Source organism: Phenylobacterium sp. (assembly GCF_016793285.1).
GTDB lineage: Bacteria > Pseudomonadota > Alphaproteobacteria > Caulobacterales > Caulobacteraceae > Phenylobacterium.
In genome coordinates, this window is sequence record NZ_JAEUMO010000003.1 from 1 (window position 1) to 19,962 (window position 19,962).

General features: G+C 70.4%; 21 protein-coding genes. 15 read left to right on the plus strand and 6 right to left on the minus strand.

What is annotated here, in order from left to right; all coding sequences use genetic code 11:
* The 4 genes from JNL41_RS00295 to JNL41_RS00310 all read left to right on the plus strand — a co-directional run.
* Positions 1-791 (plus strand): cellulose synthase operon protein YhjQ/BcsQ (locus JNL41_RS00295; protein ID WP_293472081.1); only part of this gene is annotated, 791 nt, incomplete at its 5' end.
* A 69-nt stretch (positions 792-860) separates the two neighbouring features.
* Entirely contained in the window at positions 861-2,201 is a 1,341-nt protein-coding gene (locus JNL41_RS00300) for a CpaF family protein (RefSeq protein WP_293472082.1), read from the plus strand.
* A complete protein-coding gene (locus JNL41_RS00305) occupies positions 2,201-3,172 on the plus strand; it encodes a type II secretion system F family protein (protein WP_293472083.1) in 972 nt (323 codons plus the stop codon). The genes JNL41_RS00300 and JNL41_RS00305 overlap by 1 nt, the downstream gene beginning before the upstream one ends.
* A gap of 4 nt (positions 3,173-3,176) precedes the next feature.
* Positions 3,177-4,160 (plus strand): type II secretion system F family protein, encoded by a 984-nt coding sequence (locus JNL41_RS00310; RefSeq protein WP_293472084.1) that lies wholly within the window; start codon positions 3,177-3,179, stop codon positions 4,158-4,160.
* Here JNL41_RS00310 and JNL41_RS00315 read toward each other — a convergent pair.
* Positions 4,157-5,230 (minus strand): hypothetical protein, encoded by a 1,074-nt coding sequence (locus JNL41_RS00315; protein WP_293472085.1) that lies wholly within the window; start codon positions 5,228-5,230, stop codon positions 4,157-4,159. The genes JNL41_RS00310 and JNL41_RS00315 overlap by 4 nt on opposite strands.
* A 139-nt stretch (positions 5,231-5,369) precedes the next feature.
* On the opposite strand from JNL41_RS00315, the gene JNL41_RS00320 reads away from it, so the two are divergent.
* The 4 genes from JNL41_RS00320 to JNL41_RS00335 all read left to right on the plus strand — a co-directional run bounded on the left by JNL41_RS00320 (position 5,370) and on the right by JNL41_RS00335 (position 8,330).
* A complete protein-coding gene (locus JNL41_RS00320; protein WP_293472086.1) occupies positions 5,370-6,683 on the plus strand; it encodes a cytochrome P450 in 1,314 nt (437 codons plus the stop codon).
* A gap of 1 nt (position 6,684) precedes the next feature.
* Positions 6,685-7,713, plus strand: a complete 1,029-nt coding sequence (locus tag JNL41_RS00325; RefSeq protein WP_293472087.1) for a phosphotransferase family protein — start codon at positions 6,685-6,687, stop codon at positions 7,711-7,713.
* The gene (locus JNL41_RS00330; RefSeq protein ID WP_293472088.1) at positions 7,710-8,093 is read left to right on the plus strand and encodes a hypothetical protein; all 384 of its coding nucleotides are present in this window, start codon (positions 7,710-7,712) and stop codon (positions 8,091-8,093) included. Before JNL41_RS00325 ends, JNL41_RS00330 begins: the two co-directional genes overlap by 4 nt.
* Positions 8,094-8,159: 66 nt before the next feature.
* Entirely contained in the window at positions 8,160-8,330 is a 171-nt protein-coding gene (locus JNL41_RS00335; RefSeq protein ID WP_293472089.1) for a hypothetical protein, read from the plus strand.
* 36 nt (positions 8,331-8,366) lie between these two features.
* Here JNL41_RS00335 and JNL41_RS00340 read toward each other — a convergent pair whose 3' ends face one another.
* Both JNL41_RS00340 and JNL41_RS00345 read right to left on the minus strand, forming a co-directional pair.
* Positions 8,367-8,795, minus strand: a complete 429-nt coding sequence (locus tag JNL41_RS00340; RefSeq protein WP_293472090.1) for a DUF1810 domain-containing protein — start codon at positions 8,793-8,795, stop codon at positions 8,367-8,369.
* A 42-nt stretch (positions 8,796-8,837) separates the two neighbouring features.
* Positions 8,838-9,419 (minus strand): hypothetical protein, encoded by a 582-nt coding sequence (locus JNL41_RS00345; RefSeq protein ID WP_293472092.1) that lies wholly within the window; start codon positions 9,417-9,419, stop codon positions 8,838-8,840.
* Positions 9,420-9,709: 290 nt separating this feature from the next.
* Between JNL41_RS00345 and JNL41_RS00350 the strand changes: the two genes are divergently transcribed.
* Together JNL41_RS00350 and JNL41_RS00355 are read left to right on the plus strand one after the other, a co-directional pair.
* Entirely contained in the window at positions 9,710-10,111 is a 402-nt protein-coding gene (locus JNL41_RS00350) for an OB-fold domain-containing protein (RefSeq protein WP_293472094.1), read from the plus strand.
* 14 nt (positions 10,112-10,125) lie between these two features.
* Positions 10,126-11,268 carry a hypothetical protein gene (locus JNL41_RS00355; protein WP_293472096.1) on the plus strand — a complete coding sequence of 381 codons (1,143 nt, stop codon included), beginning with the start codon at positions 10,126-10,128 and terminating at the stop codon, positions 11,266-11,268.
* A gap of 99 nt (positions 11,269-11,367) precedes the next feature.
* On the opposite strand, the gene JNL41_RS00360 is transcribed toward JNL41_RS00355, so the two are convergent.
* A complete protein-coding gene (locus JNL41_RS00360; RefSeq protein ID WP_293472098.1) occupies positions 11,368-13,869 on the minus strand; it encodes an ATP-binding protein in 2,502 nt (833 codons plus the stop codon).
* Between the two features lie 121 nt (positions 13,870-13,990).
* On the opposite strand from JNL41_RS00360, the gene JNL41_RS00365 reads away from it, so the two are divergent.
* The 3 genes from JNL41_RS00365 to JNL41_RS00375 all read left to right on the plus strand — a co-directional run bounded on the left by JNL41_RS00365 (position 13,991) and on the right by JNL41_RS00375 (position 17,163).
* Positions 13,991-15,067 carry a flavodoxin family protein gene (locus JNL41_RS00365; protein ID WP_293472100.1) on the plus strand — a complete coding sequence of 359 codons (1,077 nt, stop codon included), beginning with the start codon at positions 13,991-13,993 and terminating at the stop codon, positions 15,065-15,067.
* Positions 15,068-15,239: 172 nt separating this feature from the next.
* The gene (locus JNL41_RS00370; RefSeq protein WP_293472102.1) at positions 15,240-15,956 is read left to right on the plus strand and encodes a PEPxxWA-CTERM sorting domain-containing protein; all 717 of its coding nucleotides are present in this window, start codon (positions 15,240-15,242) and stop codon (positions 15,954-15,956) included.
* A 31-nt stretch (positions 15,957-15,987) separates the two neighbouring features.
* Entirely contained in the window at positions 15,988-17,163 is a 1,176-nt protein-coding gene (locus JNL41_RS00375) for a Gfo/Idh/MocA family oxidoreductase (protein ID WP_293472104.1), read from the plus strand.
* Between the two features lie 38 nt (positions 17,164-17,201).
* Here the strand turns inward: JNL41_RS00375 and JNL41_RS00380 are convergent, their stop codons facing one another.
* Entirely contained in the window at positions 17,202-17,957 is a 756-nt protein-coding gene (locus JNL41_RS00380) for a PIG-L family deacetylase (RefSeq protein ID WP_293472106.1), read from the minus strand.
* A gap of 4 nt (positions 17,958-17,961) precedes the next feature.
* Positions 17,962-18,387, minus strand: coding sequence for an Lrp/AsnC family transcriptional regulator (locus tag JNL41_RS00385; RefSeq protein ID WP_293472108.1), 426 nt, complete (start codon positions 18,385-18,387; stop codon positions 17,962-17,964).
* Positions 18,388-18,509: 122 nt separating this feature from the next.
* Between JNL41_RS00385 and JNL41_RS00390 the strand changes: the two genes are divergently transcribed.
* Together JNL41_RS00390 and JNL41_RS00395 are read left to right on the plus strand one after the other, a co-directional pair.
* Positions 18,510-19,616: a saccharopine dehydrogenase family protein gene (locus tag JNL41_RS00390; RefSeq protein ID WP_293472109.1), complete on the plus strand. Its 1,107-nt coding sequence runs from the start codon at positions 18,510-18,512 to the stop codon at positions 19,614-19,616.
* A gap of 10 nt (positions 19,617-19,626) precedes the next feature.
* The coding region (locus JNL41_RS00395; RefSeq protein WP_365697667.1) for an aldehyde dehydrogenase family protein at positions 19,627-19,962 on the plus strand (336 nt) is incomplete at its 3' end.

The window sequence follows — 19,962 nt, forward strand, 5'->3', positions numbered from 1 at the left end:
CCGGCGCCGAGATCAACTCGCGCTGCTGGGGCGTCACGGGCGCCGTCGGCGGGTCGGGCGCGACGACCATCGCCATCGAGATCGCCCACACGCTCGCCGCCCGCTCGGGCAAGGAGCGCGCGGTCTGCCTGGTCGACCTGAACCTCGCCGACGGCGCGGCCGCGGCCTACCTCGGCTGTTCGCCCACCACCCGGCTCGCCGACTTCGGCCAGGCCGCCGACCGCATCGACGCGGCCATGCTGCACGCCTTCGTCACGCCAGTGTCCAAAGGCCTGGACCTGATGGCGGGGGTCCGCGACGCCAACGCCTTCGACGCCGTCGGGCGCGACGCGGTCCTGCGCATGCTGGAGGTCGCCTGCGAGTGCTACGAGTGGGTCATCCTCGACCTGCCGCGCCACCGTCGCGCGTGGACGCTGGAGGCGCTGGCCGGCTGCGACGAGGTGCTGGTCATCTCCGAGCTGACCGTCCCGGCGCTGCTGGCCGCCCGCGCCTGCTCCGACGAGATCGAGGATGGGCTCGGGACGGGCCTCAAGCCCCGCATCGTGCTGAACCGCCTGGCCAGCCGCATGTTCGGCCCCGCCCCGTCGGTGACCGAGGCCGAGAAGGCGCTGCAGCGCAAGGCCGAGGCCGGCATCAGCTCCGACTGGGAGGCCGCGGCCGCCTCGGTCAACCTGGGCGGTCCGATCGCCCAGCACCGGCCGAAGTCGAAGATCGTCAAGGACGTGCAGACGCTGGTCGAGCGCCTGTCGGTCCAGCCGCCGCGCCGCGACCAGCCCGCGAAGGCCGCATAGCCGATGGGCCGTTTCAGTCTCGCGCGTCCCGTTCCGGCCCCGGCTCCCGCGCCGGCGCCTCAGCCTGCCGTGGCGACCGCCGCGCCGGCCGCTGCGGCCCCGAAAGCCGAACCCGCGCCCAAGGGCCCGCCGCCGCGCGACGCCCACCTCGACCTGCGCCTGCGGCTGCACGCCAAGCTGATCGACGAACTGGACCTCGCCAAGCTGGACAAGCTCGAGGAGAGCGAACTCCGCCGCCAGGTGCTGGGCCAGGTCACCCAGTTCGCCCGCGACGAGCGGATGGCGCTGAACGCCAAGGAACTCGAGGTGCTGGGCGCCTCGATCTTCGACGAGATGGTGGGCCTCGGGCCCATCGAGCCGCTGCTGAAGGACGAGTCGATCAACGACATCCTGATCAACGGCCCCTATCAGGTCTACATCGAGCGGCGCGGCGAGCTGGAGCTCACCCCCATCCGCTTCCGCGACAACGACCACCTCCTGCGGATCGTGAACCGCATCGTCGCCGGCGTCGGCCGCCGGATCGACGAGAGCCAGCCGATGGTCGACGCCCGCCTGCCCGACGGCAGCCGCGTGAACGCGGCCATCCCGCCCATCGCCATCGACGGCTGCTCGGTCTCGATCCGGAAGTTCTCCAAGAGCCCGCTGACGCTGGAGAAGCTGGTCGAGTTCAAGGCGATGACGCCGAGCATGGCCGAGTTCCTCCACGGCGCGGTGAGGAGCCGCGTCTCCACCGTGATCTCGGGCGGCACCGGCTCGGGCAAGACGACGCTGCTGAACGCGCTGTCGGCCGCCATCAGCCACGGCGAGCGCCTCATCACCATCGAGGACGCCGCCGAGCTGCAACTGCAGCAGCCGCATGTGGTGCGCATGGAGACCCGGCCGCCGAACATCGAGGGCAAGGGCGAGATCCGCCAGCGGGAGCTGGTGAAGAACGCGCTGCGGATGCGTCCCGACCGCGTGATCCTGGGCGAGGTCCGCGCCGAAGAGGCGTTCGACATGCTCCAGGCCATGAATACCGGCCACGAAGGCTCGATGGCCACGATCCACTCGAACAACCCGCGCGAGGCCATCAGCCGCCTGGAGCAGATGGTGGCCATGGGCGGCCTCAACATCGGCGCGGACGCCGTGCGCTACCAGATCGCCGCCGCCGTCGGCATGGTCGTGCAGGTGAACCGCCTGTCGGACGGCAAGCGCAAGGTGACCCACGTCACCGAGATCGTGGGCATGGAAGGCTCCGTCGTGCAGATGCAGGACATCTTCCTCTACCACCGCACCCACACCGACGCCGACGGCACGGTCCACGGCGAACACCGCGCCACCGGCCTGCGGCCGCGCGCGCTGGACGAGATGCTGCGCCGGGGCATCGCCTACGACACCGCCAACTTCGACCCGAACAAGGCGCTGGCGTGATGCCCGGCCTCGAGATCGACGCCAGGCTGATCGTCATGATCATGATCGGCGCCGCGGTTTTCGCCGGCGTGCAGGGCCTGTCGGGCCTGCTGACGGTCGCGACCCAGAAGCGCAAACTGAACCGGCGCCTGAAGGTGGGCGAGAAGATCGAGGGCATCTCGGCCCTCGTCGTCGAGCTGCGCAAGCAGCGGGGCCTGACCGCCGCCGGCGCGCGGACCAAGGGCGCGATGCGGTGGCTCTCCGACCTGATCGTCGCGTCCGGCCTGCCCTACGACCAGAAGAAGTGGATCCTCTACACCGTGGCCGCCGCGCTGATCTGCGCGGCGGGCGCCGGCGTCCTGCTGCGCAATCCCCTGTTCGGCCTGGGCGGGGCGCTGATCGGCGGCGTCCTGGTCCCGCTGGGCGTGCTCAAGTACGCGGCCGGCAAGCGCGCGGCGGCGCTGGGCTTCCAGCTCCCCCAGGCGCTCGACATCATCGTGCGCAGCCTCGAGGCCGGCCATCCCGTGCCCGCCGCCGTCGGCCTCGTCGGCCGCGAGATGAGCGACCCGATCGGGACCGAGTTCGGCATGGCCGCCGACGAGATCGCCTACGGCGCCACGCTGGAGCAGTCGGTCGAGCGGATGGCCGAGCGCTGCCAGCATCCCGACGTGGACCTCTTCGCCGCTACCGTGCGGCTGCAGGAGCGGACCGGCGGCAACCTCACGGGCCTCCTGAAGCTCAACGCCAACACCGTGCGCGACCGCCACAAGATGCGCCTGAAGATCAAGGCCGCGTCCTCGGAGGGCCGCGCCTCGGCGATGATCCTGACCGCCGCGCCGTTCCTGGCGCTGGGCCTGATCGTGATGATCTCGCCCAAGTTCTACGGCGACGTGATCGACGAGCCGATGGTGAAGTACGGCCTCGCGGGGCTCGGCTTCTGGATCTTCCTCGGCAACCTGATCATGCGGCGCATGATCGACATGAGGCTCTGACCCCATGCCGATGGAGACCCTGATCTACGTCGTGGGCCTGGTGCTGACGTTGGGCGCGCTGGGCGGCCTCGGCGTCCTGGCGGTGGGCGAGCTGCGCGTGCGGTCGCTCCGCCGCAACCGTCTCGCCGCGGCCGGGACGGCGCCCGCCGCCCCGGGCGGGGGCCGTCCGGGACCGCTGGTCGAGAAATCGGGCGGCGCCTTCGCCGAGCAGGTTCTCTCCACGGTCCGCACGCTGGGCCAGCAGAGCGCCGTGCGCGATCCGGTCGCCGTCTCGCAACTGCGCTCGAAGCTGATGCAGGCGGGCTTCTACAGCCGCGAGGCGCCGGTCATCTTCCTCGGCGTAAAGGCCGTCGCACTGGCCCTGGCGACGGTCGGCGTGATGTTCACCATGCCGGCGATCATCGGCAAGAAGGGCGGCAACCTGGGCGCGCTGGCCCTGGCCGTGGGCGTGTCCCTGGTCGCCATCTACGGGCCGGAATTCGTGCTGAAGAACCGCAAGACCAGCCGTGAGCGCGAATACAGCGAGGGCTTCCCCGACCTGCTCGACCTGCTGGTCGCCTCGGTCGAGGCCGGCCTGTCGCTCGACGCCGCCGTGACCCGCGTCACCGAGGAACTGGAGCGGCGCTACCCGAACCTCACGGTGCATCTGCGGTTCCTGGTGCTGGAGCTGCGCGCCGGCCGCGCCCGAAAGGACGCCTGGAGCGCCTTCGCCGACCGCCTGGGCATCGACGACGCCCGAGCGCTGGCCACCATGCTGCGCCAGGCCGAGGAGATGGGCACCAGCCTCGGCGAGACGCTCTCGGTCTTCTCCGCCGACATGCGCGCCAAGCGCATGCTGCGCGCGGAAGAGAAGGCGCTCGGCCTCTCGGCCAAGCTGACCGTCCCGCTGATCCTCTTCATCTTCCCGGCCCTGCTGGGCGCCCTGATGCTGCCCGCCGCCGCACGCCTGATGCACGTCTTCAGCAAGAACGGCGGCCTGGGCGGTTAGAGCCCCAGCGGGCGGTACGGGCCCAGGATCAGTTGCTCGAACACGCCCACGCCCCGCTGGTCGGGCTGGCCCGGCACGCTGAGCGTCGCCTTGCTGATCGCCTGGATGTGCAGGTTGCCCATGTCGGCCACATCGAAGTTCTCGCAGTCGAGGTCTTCGCGCGCCACGGCCAGCTCGCCCTTCAGCCCGCCGTGCCGCCAGTCGCCGCCGTAGCCGATGCCCCGCATCAGGAAGGTGGCCACCGGCTCGATCTTCACCGTCGCCGCGCCCTGGTCCATCGGGATGGTCAGCACCCCCGACCTGGCGTGCTTGGTGCCAGGGATCAGCTCCATCGCCATGGTCGCCGCTTCGGTGTGGAAGCCGCCGTCGGGACCCGCGCCGTCCTCCAGGATCACCGCGCGGGTGTTCCAGGGCTTGCCGTCGGCGTCGGCGTTGATGTGGTAGTAGACGCTCCGGTCCCGGAAGTTCAGCGGCGACCACTGCCAGAAGAACTGGGCGAAGGTCCCGCCCGGCGTCGGCTGGGGATCGGGCGCGCCCACCGGCCGGATGCCCCAGGAGCGGTCGCGGGTGCCCACCCAGCCGCTCAGTTCGATCCGCTCGCCGTCCACCTCGACCCAGCCCGAGACGCGCACGTTCTGCGTCAGCCGGGTGTAGTCCATGAAGAGGCGCGGGCCGTTGCGGCGCACGAACCGCGGTTCCTCGATCGGGAAGGCGCGGCCCTCGAAGGTGATCTCGCCCGCGATGCCCTCGGTCTTCGCGACCGAGACCTTCAGGCGCATCAGCGGCTCCAGGATGTCGATCGAGATCGGCCCGACGTGCAGGTCCATCCGCTCCAGGCCCAGGATGCGCGAGGCGTGCAGGCAGCGCTCCTTGCCGTCCTTGACGATGGCGATGTGCGCGTCGGCGACGTTCAGCGCCGGGTAGACGCCGTAGGCCACCGCCAGGAACGCCGCTCCGTCCGGGGCGTAGGCGTTGAAGAAGTAGCGGTCGTAGAAGTTGCGGTCCGACCCCGCGTAGGCGATCGGCTCCGGCGTCTGGTGAATGGGGTAGTCGTCGCCCTTGGTCAGCATCGCCAGCACTCCCTCCGGTTGACGCGCGGTCATGCTTGCGGGCCGCCGCGTGCGGGTATCAACTCCGCGCCAGTTCTAAGGACAAACGGGAGGCGTCGTCCCGCGTGACCTCGCGTCAGGCCGACGACGATTCGACGAAATGAGCGTCATGACGGCGGCCGACCACCGGATCCCGCAGAACCATGCGGACACCCTGGCGACCCCTACCGACTACGCCTCGGGCAAGGTCTACGAGACCTATCGGTGGCTGCGGGCCAACCAGCCGTTCGGCGTGGCCAAGATCGAGGGCATCGACCCGTTCTGGGTGGCGACCAGGCACGCCGACATCCTGGAGATCAGCCGCCAGAACGACCTCTTCCACTCCGGCGACCGCTCGCCGACGCTCACCACCCAGGCGATGGACAAGCGCGTCCGCGAGATGATGGGCGGCAGCCCGCATCTGCTGCGCACCCTGGTCCAGATGGACGCGCCGGACCACCCGAAGTACCGGGCGCTGACCCAGGGCTGGTTCATGCCGCAGAACCTGCGCGGGCTCGAAGACCGGATCCGGAAGATCGCCCGCGCCGCCGTCGACAAGATGGCCGCGCTCGGCGGCGAGTGCGACTTCGTGAACGAGGTGGCGCTGCACTATCCGCTGCACGTCATCATGACGATCCTGGGCGTGCCCGAGAGCGACGAGCCGCGGATGCTGAAGCTCACGCAGGAGCTGTTCGGCGCCGCCGATCCGGAACTCGGCCGCCAAGGTGAGGCCGGCGCGCCGCAGGTCGGCGCGGGCGCCGCGACCGAAGAGCCGCAGATGGACTTCGGCGTCATCATCGACTTCTCGAACTACTTCCGCGCGCTCTCGGAAGACCGCCGCAAGAACCCGACCGACGATCTCGCGACGATCATCGCCAACAGCCAGATCGACGGGCAGCCGATCTCGGACCTGGAGGCGATGAGCTACTACATCATCGTCGCCGCGGCCGGGCACGACACCACCTCGTCGTCCGTGGGCGGGGCCATGTGGGCGCTGGCCGAACGGCCGAAGGAGCTGGCGAAGCTGCGGGCCGACCCGTCGCTGATCCCGGGCCTGGTGGACGAGTCCATCCGCTGGACCACGCCGGTGAAGACCTTCATGCGCACCGCGACCCAGGACACCGAACTCGCCGGCCGCAAGATCGGCAAGAACGACTGGATCATGCTCTGCTACGCCTCGGGCAACCGCGACGAGGCGGTGTTCGAGGCGCCCGACGACTTCCGCGTCGACCGCAAGCCCAACAGGCACCTCGCCTTCGGCTACGGCGCCCACCTGTGCCTGGGCCAGCACCTGGCGAAGATGGAGATGCGGATCCTCTGGGAGGAGCTGATCCCGCGCCTGAAGTCGGTCGAACTGGCTGGCGAGCCCAGGATGAGCGAGGCGGTGTTCGTCAACGGGCCCAAGCGCCTGCCCATCCGCTTCACGCTGGCCTGAGTTGGCCCATCCGCTGGAACCGCGGCTGGCGGCCTACATCGCCGGCCGGATGCCCGAGGCGCGTGGCGTCGTGGTGTCGTCGCTGGAGCGCATCTCCGGCGGGGCCAGCCGCGAGACCTACCGCTTCGTCCTGAGCTGGAGCGAGGACGGCGCAGTCCGCGAGCGGCGCATGATCCTGCGCCGCGACCCGCCGGCCAGCCTGATCGACACCGAACGCCGCGTGGAGTTCGAGGCCTACCGCGCCTTCCGCGGCTCGCCCGTGCCGGTCCCCGAGATGCTCTGGCTGGAGGAAGGCCACGAGCACCTCGACCACCCCTTCTTCGTCGCCGAGGAGATCGCCGGCTTCCAGGCCTCGCCGCAGATGCTGTTCGCGACCGCCACGCCGCAGGTGCTGGCGAGGGTCGCCGAGGGCAAGTGGACCATCCTGGGCGAGATCGCCAAGGCCGATCCCGAGGCCGTCGGGTTGACGAAATGGATGGAGAGCCCGGCCCTCGACGCCTGCTGGACGCGCGAGCTCGACCACTGGGAGGGGCTGATCGACAAGGACCAGGCCGAGCCCCTGCCGATCACGCGCGCCGCCATCCGCTGGCTGCGCGCCAACCCGCCGCCGCCGGCGCAGAAGCTCAGCGTGGTCCACGGCGACTTCCGGACCGGCAACTTCCTCTACGACCCGGCCGGCGAGATCCACGGCGTGCTGGACTGGGAGATGAGCCACCTGGGCGATCCGCTGGAGGACCTGGGCTGGAGCCTGCAGCCGGTCTGGGCTTTCGGCACCGGCTGCGCCGGCGGCCTCGCGAGCCAGGACGAGGCCATCGCCATCTGGGAGCGCGCGTCGGGCCTCGAGGCCGACCCCGCCGCACTGCACTGGTGGATCCTCTTCAACTGCGTGAAGGCGCAGGGAATCTGGGTGGGCTCGGCCGCCGCCTTCAACCGCGGCGGCAACACCGCGCCGATCATGATCTACCCCGCCTGGTGGCTCATCAACGCCCAGGACCGCGCCATGCTGCGGGTGATGGGGAAGCTCGCATGAACCCGTCCGTTCCCGCCGTCCTCGCCGAACTGGCCGGCCTCGCCGCGCGCAACGCCATGCCGGGCGTGCCCGAGGCCGAGCGCGCCAGCGACCTCGGCCTGTCGGCCATGCTGCTGGGCATCGCCGCCGAGGTCTGGGACCGCCAGGCCGCGATCCTGGTCGAGGAGAACCGCGCCGTCCGCGTGCTGCTGGGCGAGGCCGGTGACGACCCCGACCTTCGTCTCACCGCCCTCAGGGCCGAGAACGACCGCCTTCGCGCGCGCCTGATCGACGCCCACGCCGCCGCCGAGGCCGCGGGCGACATGGCGCGCCAGGATGCGATCTGGGCCGAACTCCTGGCTGCGACGGAGCGCCGCAAGATCTCGACCGCCCCGGTCTGACGACGTCAACGCGCCCGAAACCACGACGAGCGCACACTGTCCGCCCGGAACAGAGGTGGGCAGACCATGGCCGCGACCAAGCGCAGGACCGAGGCGACCGATCCGGTCGTCCAGAAGCTGGAAGAGGGCCACTACGACCGCGAGCTCGCCCGCTGGCAGGCCCAGATCGACGACGCCGCCGCCCTCCTGCGCCGCGCCTACGCCGCCATGAAGGCCGAGAACACCCTGGTCTCCTGACCGACACGCGCGGAGGCCGCGACGCCGGGCGCCATCCTAGCGCAGGAGCTCCAGCGTCCGCGGATCGGGCCTGCCGTCGAAATAGCGGCCCAGCGCGGCGCGCACGCCGGCCTCGTTCGGCGCCGCCAGGGCGAACAGCGTCAGGCTGGAGCGCAGCTTCAGGTCGTCGGGCGTGCCCATGATCTCGTTGGCGCTCAGCCCCTCATGGCGGTTGAGCGCGGCGACGCACGCCCGGTATCGCGGCCCCAGCACGGGATCGCCCAGATACGCCGCCGCCTCCGGGAGGCCGGCCAGGCCGTACCTCTGCGCCATGTGGCTCATGCCCAGGCCGCGAAGCTGCGGGAAGACGAACCACATCCAGTGGCTCTGCTTGCGGCCGGCCTTGAGCTCGGCGAGCGCGCGGTCGTAGACGCCGTCGGCGTCCTGGGCGTCCACGAACCGTTCGAGATCGAAGGCGGCGCTCATGGGGCGATCCTGCACCCGCCGGACGCCGCCGTCGAACCCCGTCTACCAGGGGGTGGCGGAGACGCCCGAGGCGCCGGGCAGCACCTGGGCGATCTCCACCCACACGCCGTCGCCCTCTGGATCGGCGTAGTAGGTCTGTTCCATCCGCCCGTCGTCGATCTCGGTCTTCACGACGAAGCCGTTCACCAGCGCATAGGACTCGTCCCGCTCGATGTCCTCGCGATCGAGGCGGCCGCCGCGCTCGCGCTCGAACACCGCGGTGACGGCGCCCGTCGCGTCGAACTGGAAGACGTATTCCTCGCCGCCCGGCGCGGCCGGCGGCGCTGCGCCGCTCACGGGCGTTCCGCCGAAGAGGGCCAGCAGCCCCTGGTGGAACGCCCCCTCGCCTTCGCCGACTTCGACCCAGCGGCCGTCGCCGTCGCGGTCTGCGTAGACCTCCCACTCCTGCTCGCGCCCGTCGACCTCGGTCTTCACGACGAAGCCGTCGATCAGGCGGTAGCTCTCGCCTCGCTCGATCTTCTCGTTGTCGAGACGGCCGTTCCTGCCGACCTCGGCGACCGCGGTCACGACGCCGTCGGCGCCGAAGGTGAAGACGTACTGGTCGGGTTGGCTCTGGCGCGGCATGGGGAGACTCCTCTGGCGTGTCGCATCGCGCCGCCCGCGACAGCAGGCGACGCCGCCAACCTGGCGGGCCGCCCTCAAGCCTCGCTCTCCGGAGTATTTGATCTTCGCCATGTTCGGCTGTCGCGGCGGCAGGGGTGACAAGCGCCGCCGTCTCGTCTTTGCTGGCGCGCCGCCGATTTGCGGCCCCGTGCGGTCGCATCTGCGACGACGCGGGACTTCCAGATGAGGCCTGCCTGTCCGCTCGAGGACGGGCGGGGACAGACCGATTTTTCGAAGGGGATGGATTTCAGATGCCACGCATGTTGCCGGAGGCCACTCCGGAGACCCGCCATTTCTGGGACGGCTGCAAGGAGGGCGAATTGCGCCTGCAACGCTGCACCGCCTGTTCCGACAGCTACTTCCCGCCGCGCCCGTTCTGCCCCAAGTGCGGCAGCCGCGACGTCGAGGCCTACAAGGCCAGCGGCGACGCGATCCTGTGGTCCTACGTCATCAACCACCGCCCGCGTCCCGACATGGGGACCGAGCCCTACGCCATCGCGGTCGTGAAGCTGGCCGAGGGCCCCACCATGATGACCAACATCGTCGACTGCCCGCAGACGCCCGAGGCGCTGCGGCTCGACATGCCTCTGACCGTCTCGTTCTCGAAGCAGAGCGACGACATCAGCCTGCCGCTCTTCGCGCCGGCCAAGTAAGGGAGACGCAGGAGATGAAGCCAGGATCCGTCGCGGTCGTCGGGGCCGCGGAAACCACCAAGATGGGCGTCATTCCGGACCAGTCCGTGATCGGGCTGCATGCGGACGCCGCGCTGAACGCCATGGCCGACGCGGGCCTGAAGCCCAGCGACATCGACGGCGTCGCCACCGCCGGCATCAGTCCCACCGAGCTCGCCTGGTATCTGGGCATCAAGCCGACCTACGCCGACGGGACGTCGGTGGGCGGCTGCTCGTTCATGCTGCACGTCCGCCACGCGGCCGCCGCGATCGCCGCGGGACACGCCAAGACCATCCTCGTCACCCACGGCGAGAGCGGGAAGAGCCGCGTGGGGGCCGGCCGCTTCGGCGCCGCGCCGTCCAGCCTCGCCGGCCAGTTCGAGATGCCTTACGGCCCGGTCGGTCCGCCCAGCATGTTCACCGTGCCGGTGCTCCGCTACCTGAAGACCTACGGGCTCGGGGAAGAGGACCTCGCGAACGTGGCCGTGGTCCAGCGGGAGTGGGCGGCGAAGAACCCGCGCGCCACCTTCAAGGATCCGATCACCGTCGACGACGTCCTGAACAGCCGCATGATCGCCTGGCCGTTCCGGATCCTCATGTGCTGCCTCGTCACCGACGGCGGCGGCGCGCTGATCCTGACCTCGGCCGACCGCGCGAAGGACTTCCCGACCAAGCCGGTCTACGTGCTGGGCACCGGCGAGAGCGTGGAGACCCCGCTGGTCAGCCAGATGTACGACGCCACGTCGTCCACGGCGTTCAGGATCTCGGGCAGGAAGGCGTTCGAGGAGGCGGGCATCAAGCACGCCGACGTCGACCACCTGATGGTCTACGACGCCTTCGCGCACCTGCCGCTGTACGGCCTCGAGGACCTCGGCTTCTGCAAGCCGGGCGAGGCCGCCGCCTTCATCCGCGAGGGCAACACCCGGCCGGGCGGCAAGCTGCCGCTCAACACCAACGGCGGCGGCCTCAGCTACATGCACTCCGGCATGTACGGCATGTACGCCCTGCAGGAGAGCGTGCGGCAGATGCGCGGGATCGCCCCCGCCCAGGTGCCGGGCGCCAAGATCAGCGTCTGCCAGGGGGTCGGCGGCATGTTCGGCGCCGCCGGCACCGTCATCTTCGGCAACGAGCGGCCGTAGCCGATCGGTCGCGGGGCCCCTTCTCCTCGCCGGCGGGGAAGGGGCCATCCGTCATCCGGGCATGAGAAGGAGGCCGCGGAATGCGCCTCCGGCCGCCCGCTAGGCCGCCGCTTCGGCTCGGGCCCCGGACCCGGCCATTGCGTGGAGGATCGCCTCGATCAGCGCATCGGCGCGGATCGGCTTCGAGAGGTGGGCGTCGGCGCCGGCCTCCAGGCTGGCGCGCACATGTTCGTCCAGCGCGTTGGCGGTCAGCATGATCACCGGCGTTCGCGGCAGGCCCCCGGCGCGCTCGAGCGCGCGGAGCTGGACCGTGGCCGACAGGCCGTCCAGCTCGGGCATCTGCATATCCATGAGCACCACGTCGAACCGGCCGCCCTTCAGCGCCTCGACGGCGAGCGCGCCGTTCTCGACGATCACCGGGACGATGCCGACGGAGTCGAGCACCAGTTGGACGACCTTCTGGTTCGTCGGATGGTCTTCGGCCAGCAGCACGCGGGCGCCCGAGATGTCGAAGGCCTCGACCGCGGCGTCCTCCTGGACGGCCGTCTCGCCGTCGATGCGCTCCAGCGGCACGACCACCGAGAAGGTGGAGCCCTTGCCGGGCTCGGACGCCACCTCGATCGACCCGCCCATCAGCTCCACCAGCGAGCGGCTGATCGCCAGGCCCAGGCCTGTCCCGCCGAAGCGGCGTCGGATGGAATCGTCGGCCTGCTCGAAGCGGCGGAAGAGGCGCTGGCGCACCTCCTCGTCGAACCCGATGCCCGTGTCGGCCACGGTGAAGCCCAGGGTGCCGCCGGCCGCGTCCACCTCCAGGCAGATCCCGCCCGTTTCCGTGAACTTCACGGCGTTGGACAGCATGTTCGACAGCACCTGGGTCAGCCGCACGGTGTCGCCGGCGAACCAGCCCTCGGCCTCGCGAGTCACCGACCAGCGGAAGGTCAGGCCCTTCGACTCGGCGGCCGCCCGGTGCAGCTCGGCGATCCGGCCGACGAGGGTGGTCATGGCGAACTCGTCGCGCGCCAGCTTGATCTCGCCGGCCTCGATCTTCGAGAAGTCTAGGATGTCGGTCAGCACCCGCTCCAGGAGGCGTCCGGACGACACGATCAGATCGGCGAGCTCCTTGCCCTTGGGCGTGGCCTGCTCGCGCGACAGGGTTTCGGAAACGGCGATTACGCCGTTCAGCGGCGTGCGCAGTTCGTGGCTCATGTTGGCCAGGAAGCGGCTCTTCTCGGCGTTGGCGCGCTCGAGCTGGGCGGTGCGCTCGGCCACGCGGTCCTCCAGCGAGGCCAGCACCGTCTCGACCTTCTCGCGCTCGGCGCGGAGCGAACGCGCCAGCACGCCGATCTCGTCGGGACGCTGCTCCTCGCGCGACGCGTCGGGGCGCGCCGATCCGCTGCAGGCCGAGGGATCGGACGACTCCGCCAGCCGCTGCAGCGGCCACACGATGAACCGGCGGGCCAGCACCACGACCAGCAGCGTCTGCAGGGCCGTCGCGATCGCGCCCAGCCCCAGCACCCACGACGCCGACGTCGCCGCCGAGGCCGCCACCGACGCCTTCGGATAGCTCAGCAGCAGATACCAGTCGGGGCCCGCCAACTGGCCGTAGGCGACGATCAGACGTCCGTCTGGGCTGGTGATCACGCCGCTGGGCTGGCCGTCCTTGCGGATCGCGCCGACCAGGGTCTTCAACTGCAACTGCTTCTCGTAGCCGGCCACCGCGGCCTCCGAGGCCTTGCCCGGCACGGTGAAGCCGGGATAGGCGATCAGCTCGCCCTTGCCGGTGACCAGCAGGGTCTGGGCGCCCGGCAGGCCGGTCTTCACGGCGTTGGCGAGGAAGCCCGTCAGCTCGATCGACGAACCGAAGGCGCCCACGTTGCGACCGTTCACGTAGGCCGGCGTGAGGCACGCCGTCGCCAGCCGCTCGCCCACGTCGTCCTGGACCAGCCGCTGCAGGTTGGTGCAGCGGGTCAGTGCGTAGGGGTCGTTTTCCTGGCTCGTCAGCGACGACATCTCCTCTTTGGAGATGTCCAGGTCGCGCGGCGCCTCGTGGCGGTAGAACATCAGCCGGTCCGGCCGGTCGGGACCGAACATGACGAGCCGCGTGGCCGGCGGTTGGATGAAGTAGAAGTTGTCGTAGTCCTTGCGCGCCGCCTGGCCGAAGTTGGCCACCAGTTCGAAGGCGGCCACGGCCGCGCGTTTCTCGTCGCGGGTCATCTTCTCGGGGTCCGCCAGGAAGGCGCCCATGCCGTAGATGTAGGTTCCGTCCTGCGTGGTTCCGTCGAAGTACCTGTCCGCGCTGCGGCGGCTGCCGTCGGGGCGGATCGGGAAATAGCGGTCGGCCAATCGATCGACGTCGGCGTCGGAGAGCCGGTTCATCCGCCGCTCCAGTTCCTCGCCGGCGGCCTTGTGCAGAGCGGTCAGGTTGGAGAAGCGGCGCTCCACGTTGGACGAGCGCTCGCGCACATAGTCGGCAAGGTACGCGATCTGCCGGTTCGACAGCTCGCGCTGGAAGACGAGGAATGCGCCGAGCGTGCTGAGGATGGTCACCACCAGCGACATCGCCCCGACGCTGATCAGAAACCGCCGCGAGAGAGACTTCATAGCCGCCCAGAACCCCCGAGTAGCCTGTATTCTGAAGCCTTTTGGTTTAGGCCGCGTAACCGCGCGCCGGTCTTCTTCGCGCCCACGGAACAAGGGCCGACGGGCAGCCGTTGCCGCTCGCATGAGCAAAGCGCCCGACCCCCGCAAGGGCACGCCCGACCCCGCGCTCAGCGAGAGCCAGTTCCGCGAGCGCTACCTGCAGCAGTTCCACGATCCCGCCTTCCGCGCGCTCGACGCCGAACTGGAGCGGATCGTGAAGGTCGCCTGGGACGCCTACGCCGGCCACCGCAAGGCGCCCGTCACCCGCAAGGCCGGGCCGGAGTTCGCCGATCCGGACTACGACCTCTCGGTGGAGTGGCTGGCCGCCCGGGACGCGATCCGCGAGGCGCAGGCGCGCCACGACGACAGGGATGGCCCGCTCCGCTTCCTGATCGTCAACTGCTCGCCCCGCAGCGAACACAGTTGCCCGGGCGAGATGTCGAAGTCCTGGCGCTTCGCCGAGCTGGCGCTCGACATCTTCGAGTCCGCCGACAGCACCGCCGTGCGCGTGCTCGACCTGTCGCGCCTCACCGCCGAGTACGGGCGCAACATCCACCCCTGCAAGGCGTGCTTCTCGACGGCGGCGCCGCTCTGCCACTGGCCGTGCTCCTGCTACCCGAACCACGGCCTCGGCCAGACGCAGGACTGGATGAACGAGATCTACCCCATGTGGGTCGAAGCCCACGGGATCATGATCATCACGCCGGTGAACTGGTACTCGCCCACCTCGCCGCTGAAGCTGATGATGGACCGCCTGGTCTGCGCCGACGGCGGCAACCCCGACCCCACCCGCACCCACGGCAAGGCGGCCCGCGAGGCCAAGCAGATCGAACTCGACGGCTGGGACTATCCTCGCCACCTCGAGAAGCGGCAGTTCGCCGTGGTCGTCCACGGCGACGTCGAGGGCGCCGAAAACGTGCGGCGCGCGATCGCCGACTGGCTGTGCTTCATGCGCCTCTGCGCCGCCGGTCCCACCGCCGAACTCGACCGCTACGTGGGCTACTGGAAGCCCTACGCCACCAGCCATGACGACCTCGACGCCGACACCGCCGTGCAGGAGGAGGTGAAGAACGCCGCCCGCACCCTGCTGGCGGGCGTCCGGCGCGACCCCATGGGCGAGTTCACGGGGTCCGAGCTGAAGGCGCCTCGCCAGAAGTGACCCCGAGGCGATCCGCCTGCGACGAAGGCGCCTAGGCCATCCGGCTAGGCCAACCAGCCGACGCCGCGAGCCCTCGGCCCGGCGTATCTGTCGCTGAACCGCGCACCGGAGGTCCGGGGCGCATCGGCGACACCACGGGCCGGCCACCGGTCCGCGACGCAGGGGGTGGACAATGATCCGATCCGCAGCACGCAAGCTTCTTTCGACCCTGGCCGCGGCGACGTGCCTGGCGGCGGCGGCGTCGCCCGCGGCGGCGACGGTCTACACGCTGGGGTTCCCGGATGTGGTGCTCGACTTCTTCGACAGCGGCGCCGGGCCGATCGCCGGCCCCTACGGCGGCGCGAGCTCCAGTGCGCCGGGCTTCGCGCCGGTCTCGACGAACGTGATCCTCGGCTTCAACGACGTCACGTTCAACGGCTTCGTCTCCCTGCCCACCGGCTCGTACATCACCCTGGGCTTCACCGACGAGATCATCACCAACGGCCCCGGCGACGACATCTACATCAGCGAACTCGGGGCGTCCGACGAACTGGCCGAGATCTTCGTCAGCTCCGACCTGACGACGTTCACGCGCCTGGGACTGGCCAGCAACAGCGCCTTCCGGCCCAACATCCGGCTGAGCTTCGACCTGGCGCGGATCGGCTTCGGCGCCGGCGACGTCGTTCGCGCCATCCGCATCGTCGGTCTCGACAACGGCGGCGCGAGCCCCGGCTTCGACCTGAACGGCGTACAGATCACCTACACCTCCTACGTGCCCGGCAACCCCAATCCCGTGACCGGCGGCGTTCCGGAGCCGGCGAGCTGGGCCCTGATGATCGCCGGCTTCGCCATGGCGGGGTCGATGATCCGTCGTCGCGCGCCGCGGCCGCCGGCGCGCGCGGTGGGGTGACAGCGCCGTTTTCGGGACGCACCTTGCGGCCATGAAAACCTACCGCATCGGCGTCGTCGGATTGGGCCAGCGGATCGCGCACGTGCTCGCGGCCATGGACGAAGTGGGCTGGAACGTCGACCTCTGCGCCTACGTCGACCCCGCGCCCGTCGGCGCGCCGATCCTGGAGAAGACCCGGGTGCGCCTCGGGCGGCCCTGCGCCGACGTCGCCGACCTGCTGGCGCGCGGACCCTACGACCTGCTGATGCTGGGCGCGCCCAACCACCTGCACTACGCGCACCTGATCGAGACGCTGGACGCCGGCGTCCCGATCTTCGCCGAGAAGCCGATCGTGCGGACCGAGCAGGAGACCGACGATCTCGCCCGCCGGCTCGCCCGGGCCGGGACGCCGCCGCTCTACGTCGGCCTCGTCATGCGCTCGCTGCCGATCGTGCGCGAGGTGCTGAAGCGGGTCGACTCCGGCGAGCTCGGCGAGATCGTCTCCCTCGACGCCACCGAACACCTGCCGCCCGAGCACGGCGGCTACCTCGCCCGCAACTGGCGCCGCCGCCAGGAATGGGGCGGATCGTACTTCCTGGACAAGGTGGTCCACGACTTCGACATCTTCGGCCGCGTCGCGGGCAGCCGACCCTCGCGGGTGGCCAGTTTCGGCGGGCGGCGGATCTTCACCTCGGCCCGCGCCGAACGCCCGAGGCTGTACGAGGACGGCTCGGCCGCCTACGCTCTGCGCGACGCCGGCTGGGCGGGCGCGAACGACTCGTTCCAGTCCGACATGGACGTCACCGACCATCAGGTGGCCATGGTCGAGTACGAGAACGGGGTGCGCCTCGGCTTCCACGCCAACAGCCACACCGCGCTGGCCGAACGGCGCTGGTACGTGGCCGGGACCGAAGGGACGCTGATCGCCGACCTGGTGCGCAACAAGCTGATGGTCCGCCACACCCTGCATCGCGGGAAGCCGGAACGCCTCGACTTCGAGACCCGCACCGCCGACGCCCACAACGGCGCCGACCAGGCGATGGCGCTGGACCTCCTGGCCGCCATGGAGGGCCGCGCGCCCTTCCCGGTGACGCCCTACGAGTCGATGGAGGCGGGCCTGACCGTCATGGCCATCGACCGCGCGATGGACGAGCGCGCCATGATCGACTGCGCGCCGATGTGGGCCCGCTACGACGCGGCGAAAGCGGGCCAACGCGAAATCGCCTGACCCCACGCGCATCCCCCGGGCAAGCCGGGCCATCACGTTCAGGACGCGGTCGTGAGGACCGTCTCGCCGAGCAGCTCCTGCAAGAGCGGCCTGCGCGGATAGGGTTCGTGCCGGTACTGGCGGAAGCCTTCGGCGCGCTCGACGCCGTAGTCGCGGCCGACGCGGCGGGCCCACGCCTCCATCGACGCCAGGTGGTCTTCGATGGCGTGATGCTTCCGGACCCAGTTCGCCTGGCTGACATGCCGGTCCAGCATCTGCCGCCGGAGCGCGAAGGTCTCGCCGACGTCGACAGCGAAATCGCGGGCGTGGCGCCGCCCCTCGCGGTCGCGGCCGCCGACGGCGTCGGTGAAGTAGAGGTGCGGAATGGCGGCGAGCGGCGCGGCGTCGCCCGTCCGGTAGTTGGCCACCGGCGCCGCGAAGCAGGCATCGCGGACCAGCACGCTGATCGCCTCGTGGTCGGGGTGGTAGTCGATCGGCGAGGCCGCGATCACCACGTCGGGCGCCATCGCCCGGATCAGCTCGGTCACCCGACGCCGCGAGGGGTCGTCGTTGAAGACGCCGAGATCCGGGAAGCCCAGGCAGCGGTACTCCGCCCCGATCAGCGCCGCCGCCTCGGCCGCCTCGGCGCGGCGGATACGGCCGGTCTCCTCGGGCGGATGCTCGGCCGAGCCGCCCTCGCCCGCCGTCGCGGTGACGATCGCGATCTCGTGCCCGGCCCGGCCCAGCAGCGCCAGCGTGCCGGCCGCCAGCCACTCGATGTCGTCCGGGTGCGCGTGGATGGCGACGATCTTCACGGCGTCACCGGTCGAACTTGGTGGAGAGGACGAGGGAGGTGTTGGTGCGCTCGACGCCCTTCACGGCGCCGATCTCGTCGATGGTGGCGTCCATCTCGGCCACGCCCGACGCCTCGACGGTGGCGATCATGTCGAACGGGCCGCTCACCGACTGCAGCCTGCGCACGCCCGCCATCCGCTTCAGCGCCGCATTCACCGCCGCCGCCTGCTTGGGCTCCACGGTCAGCATCACGAAGGCCTGCACACGGCCCTGCTCGTAGGCGGGGGCGAGCCGTACAGCATAGCCGGCGATCGTGCCGTTGCGCTCCAGCTTGGCGAGCCGGCTCTGCACCGTGGTGCGCGACAGGCCCAGCGCACGGGCCAGTTCGGCGACGGGCGCGCGGGCGTTCTCGCGCAGCCGGGCCAGCAGGTGTTCGTCGAGGTCGTCCATCGTCAGTCCGCGCAATATTGTCGGCGATACGCCTAAACTAATCCCTCATATCGACCGAACGCCAGTTGAAAGCGGCGCCGGCGGGCGGGAGGCTGCAACCTTCAGCCGCAGGAGCACAGGAAATGCGCAAGGTCGCCGTCGTCGGGGCAGGCAAGATCGGTTCGACCGTGGTCGACCTGCTGGTGGGCTCGGGCAGCTACAGCGTCATCCTCATCGACCAGTCGGGCGAGGCGCTGGCCGAATTCGCCGGCCGCGAGCGGGTCGAGACCGCGGCCCTCGCCATAGACAATCCGGACCAGATCGAGGGCGCGCTCGCGGGCTGCTTCGCCGTCGTGAACTGCGCGCCCTATCACCTGACCATCGCCGTCGCGCGCGCCGCCAAGGTCGCCGACGCCCACTACCTCGACCTGACCGAGGACGTGGCCTCCAGCCGCGTGGTCCGGGACCTCTCCGCCGACGCCGCCACCGCCTTCATCCCGCAATGCGGCCTGGCCCCCGGCTTCATCACCATCGCCGCCTGGGACCTGATCAAGCACTTCGACCAGTTGCACGACGTCCGCCTGCGGGTCGGCGCTCTGCCGCGCTATCCCTCGAACGCGCTGAACTACAACCTCACCTGGTCCACCGACGGCGTGATCAACGAGTACTGCGAGCCGTGCGAGGCGATCGTGAACGGCAAGCTGCGCGAGACACCGGCCATGGAGGAGCGCGAGGAGTTCGCCCTCGACGGCGTCACCTACGAGGCCTTCAACACCTCGGGCGGGCTGGGCACGCTCTGCCACACCCTCGACGGCCAGGTCCGCAACCTGAACTACAAGACCATCCGCTATCCCGGCCACGCGGCGATCATCAAGGCGCTGCTGAACGACCTGAACCTGCGCAACCGCCGCGACGTGCTCAAGGACATCCTGGAGAACTCGGTCCCGGCCACGATGCAGGACGTCGTCATCGTCTTCGTCACCGTCTCGGGGATGAAGAAGGGCCACCTGATGCAGGAGACCTACGTCAACAAGGTCTTCGCCCAGGAGATCGGCGGCGAGGTGAAGAGCGCGATCCAGATCACCACCGCCGGCGCCATCTGCGCGGTGCTGGACATGCTGGCCGACGGCGCGCTTCCGGCGAAGGGATTCATCCGCCAGGAGGACATCCCGCTGCACGCGTTCCTCGCCAACCGCTTCGGGCGCTACTACGCGCAGGAAGTCCTCCCCCTCCGCGCCGCCGCCGAGTAGACCGATGACCATGCAAGCCAAGATCACCTCCGCCGCGGCGGAAGCCGCCGCCGTGCTCGGCCGCCTCGGCGTGACCGAAGCGCTCTGGACCGGCGGCGCGCGGCCGGTCCGCTCACCGATCACTGGCGAGACCCTGGCGAACGTGCATGACGCCTCGCCCGCCGACGTGACCGCCGCGATCGAGACCGCGCACACCGCGTTCCTGGCCTGGCGCAACGTGCCCGCGCCCCGCCGCGGCGAGCTGGTGCGCCTGTTCGGCGAGGAGCTTCGGGCCGCCAAGGCCGACCTGGGCGCGCTCGTCACCCTGGAGGCCGGCAAGGTCACCTCGGAAGCCCTGGGCGAAGTG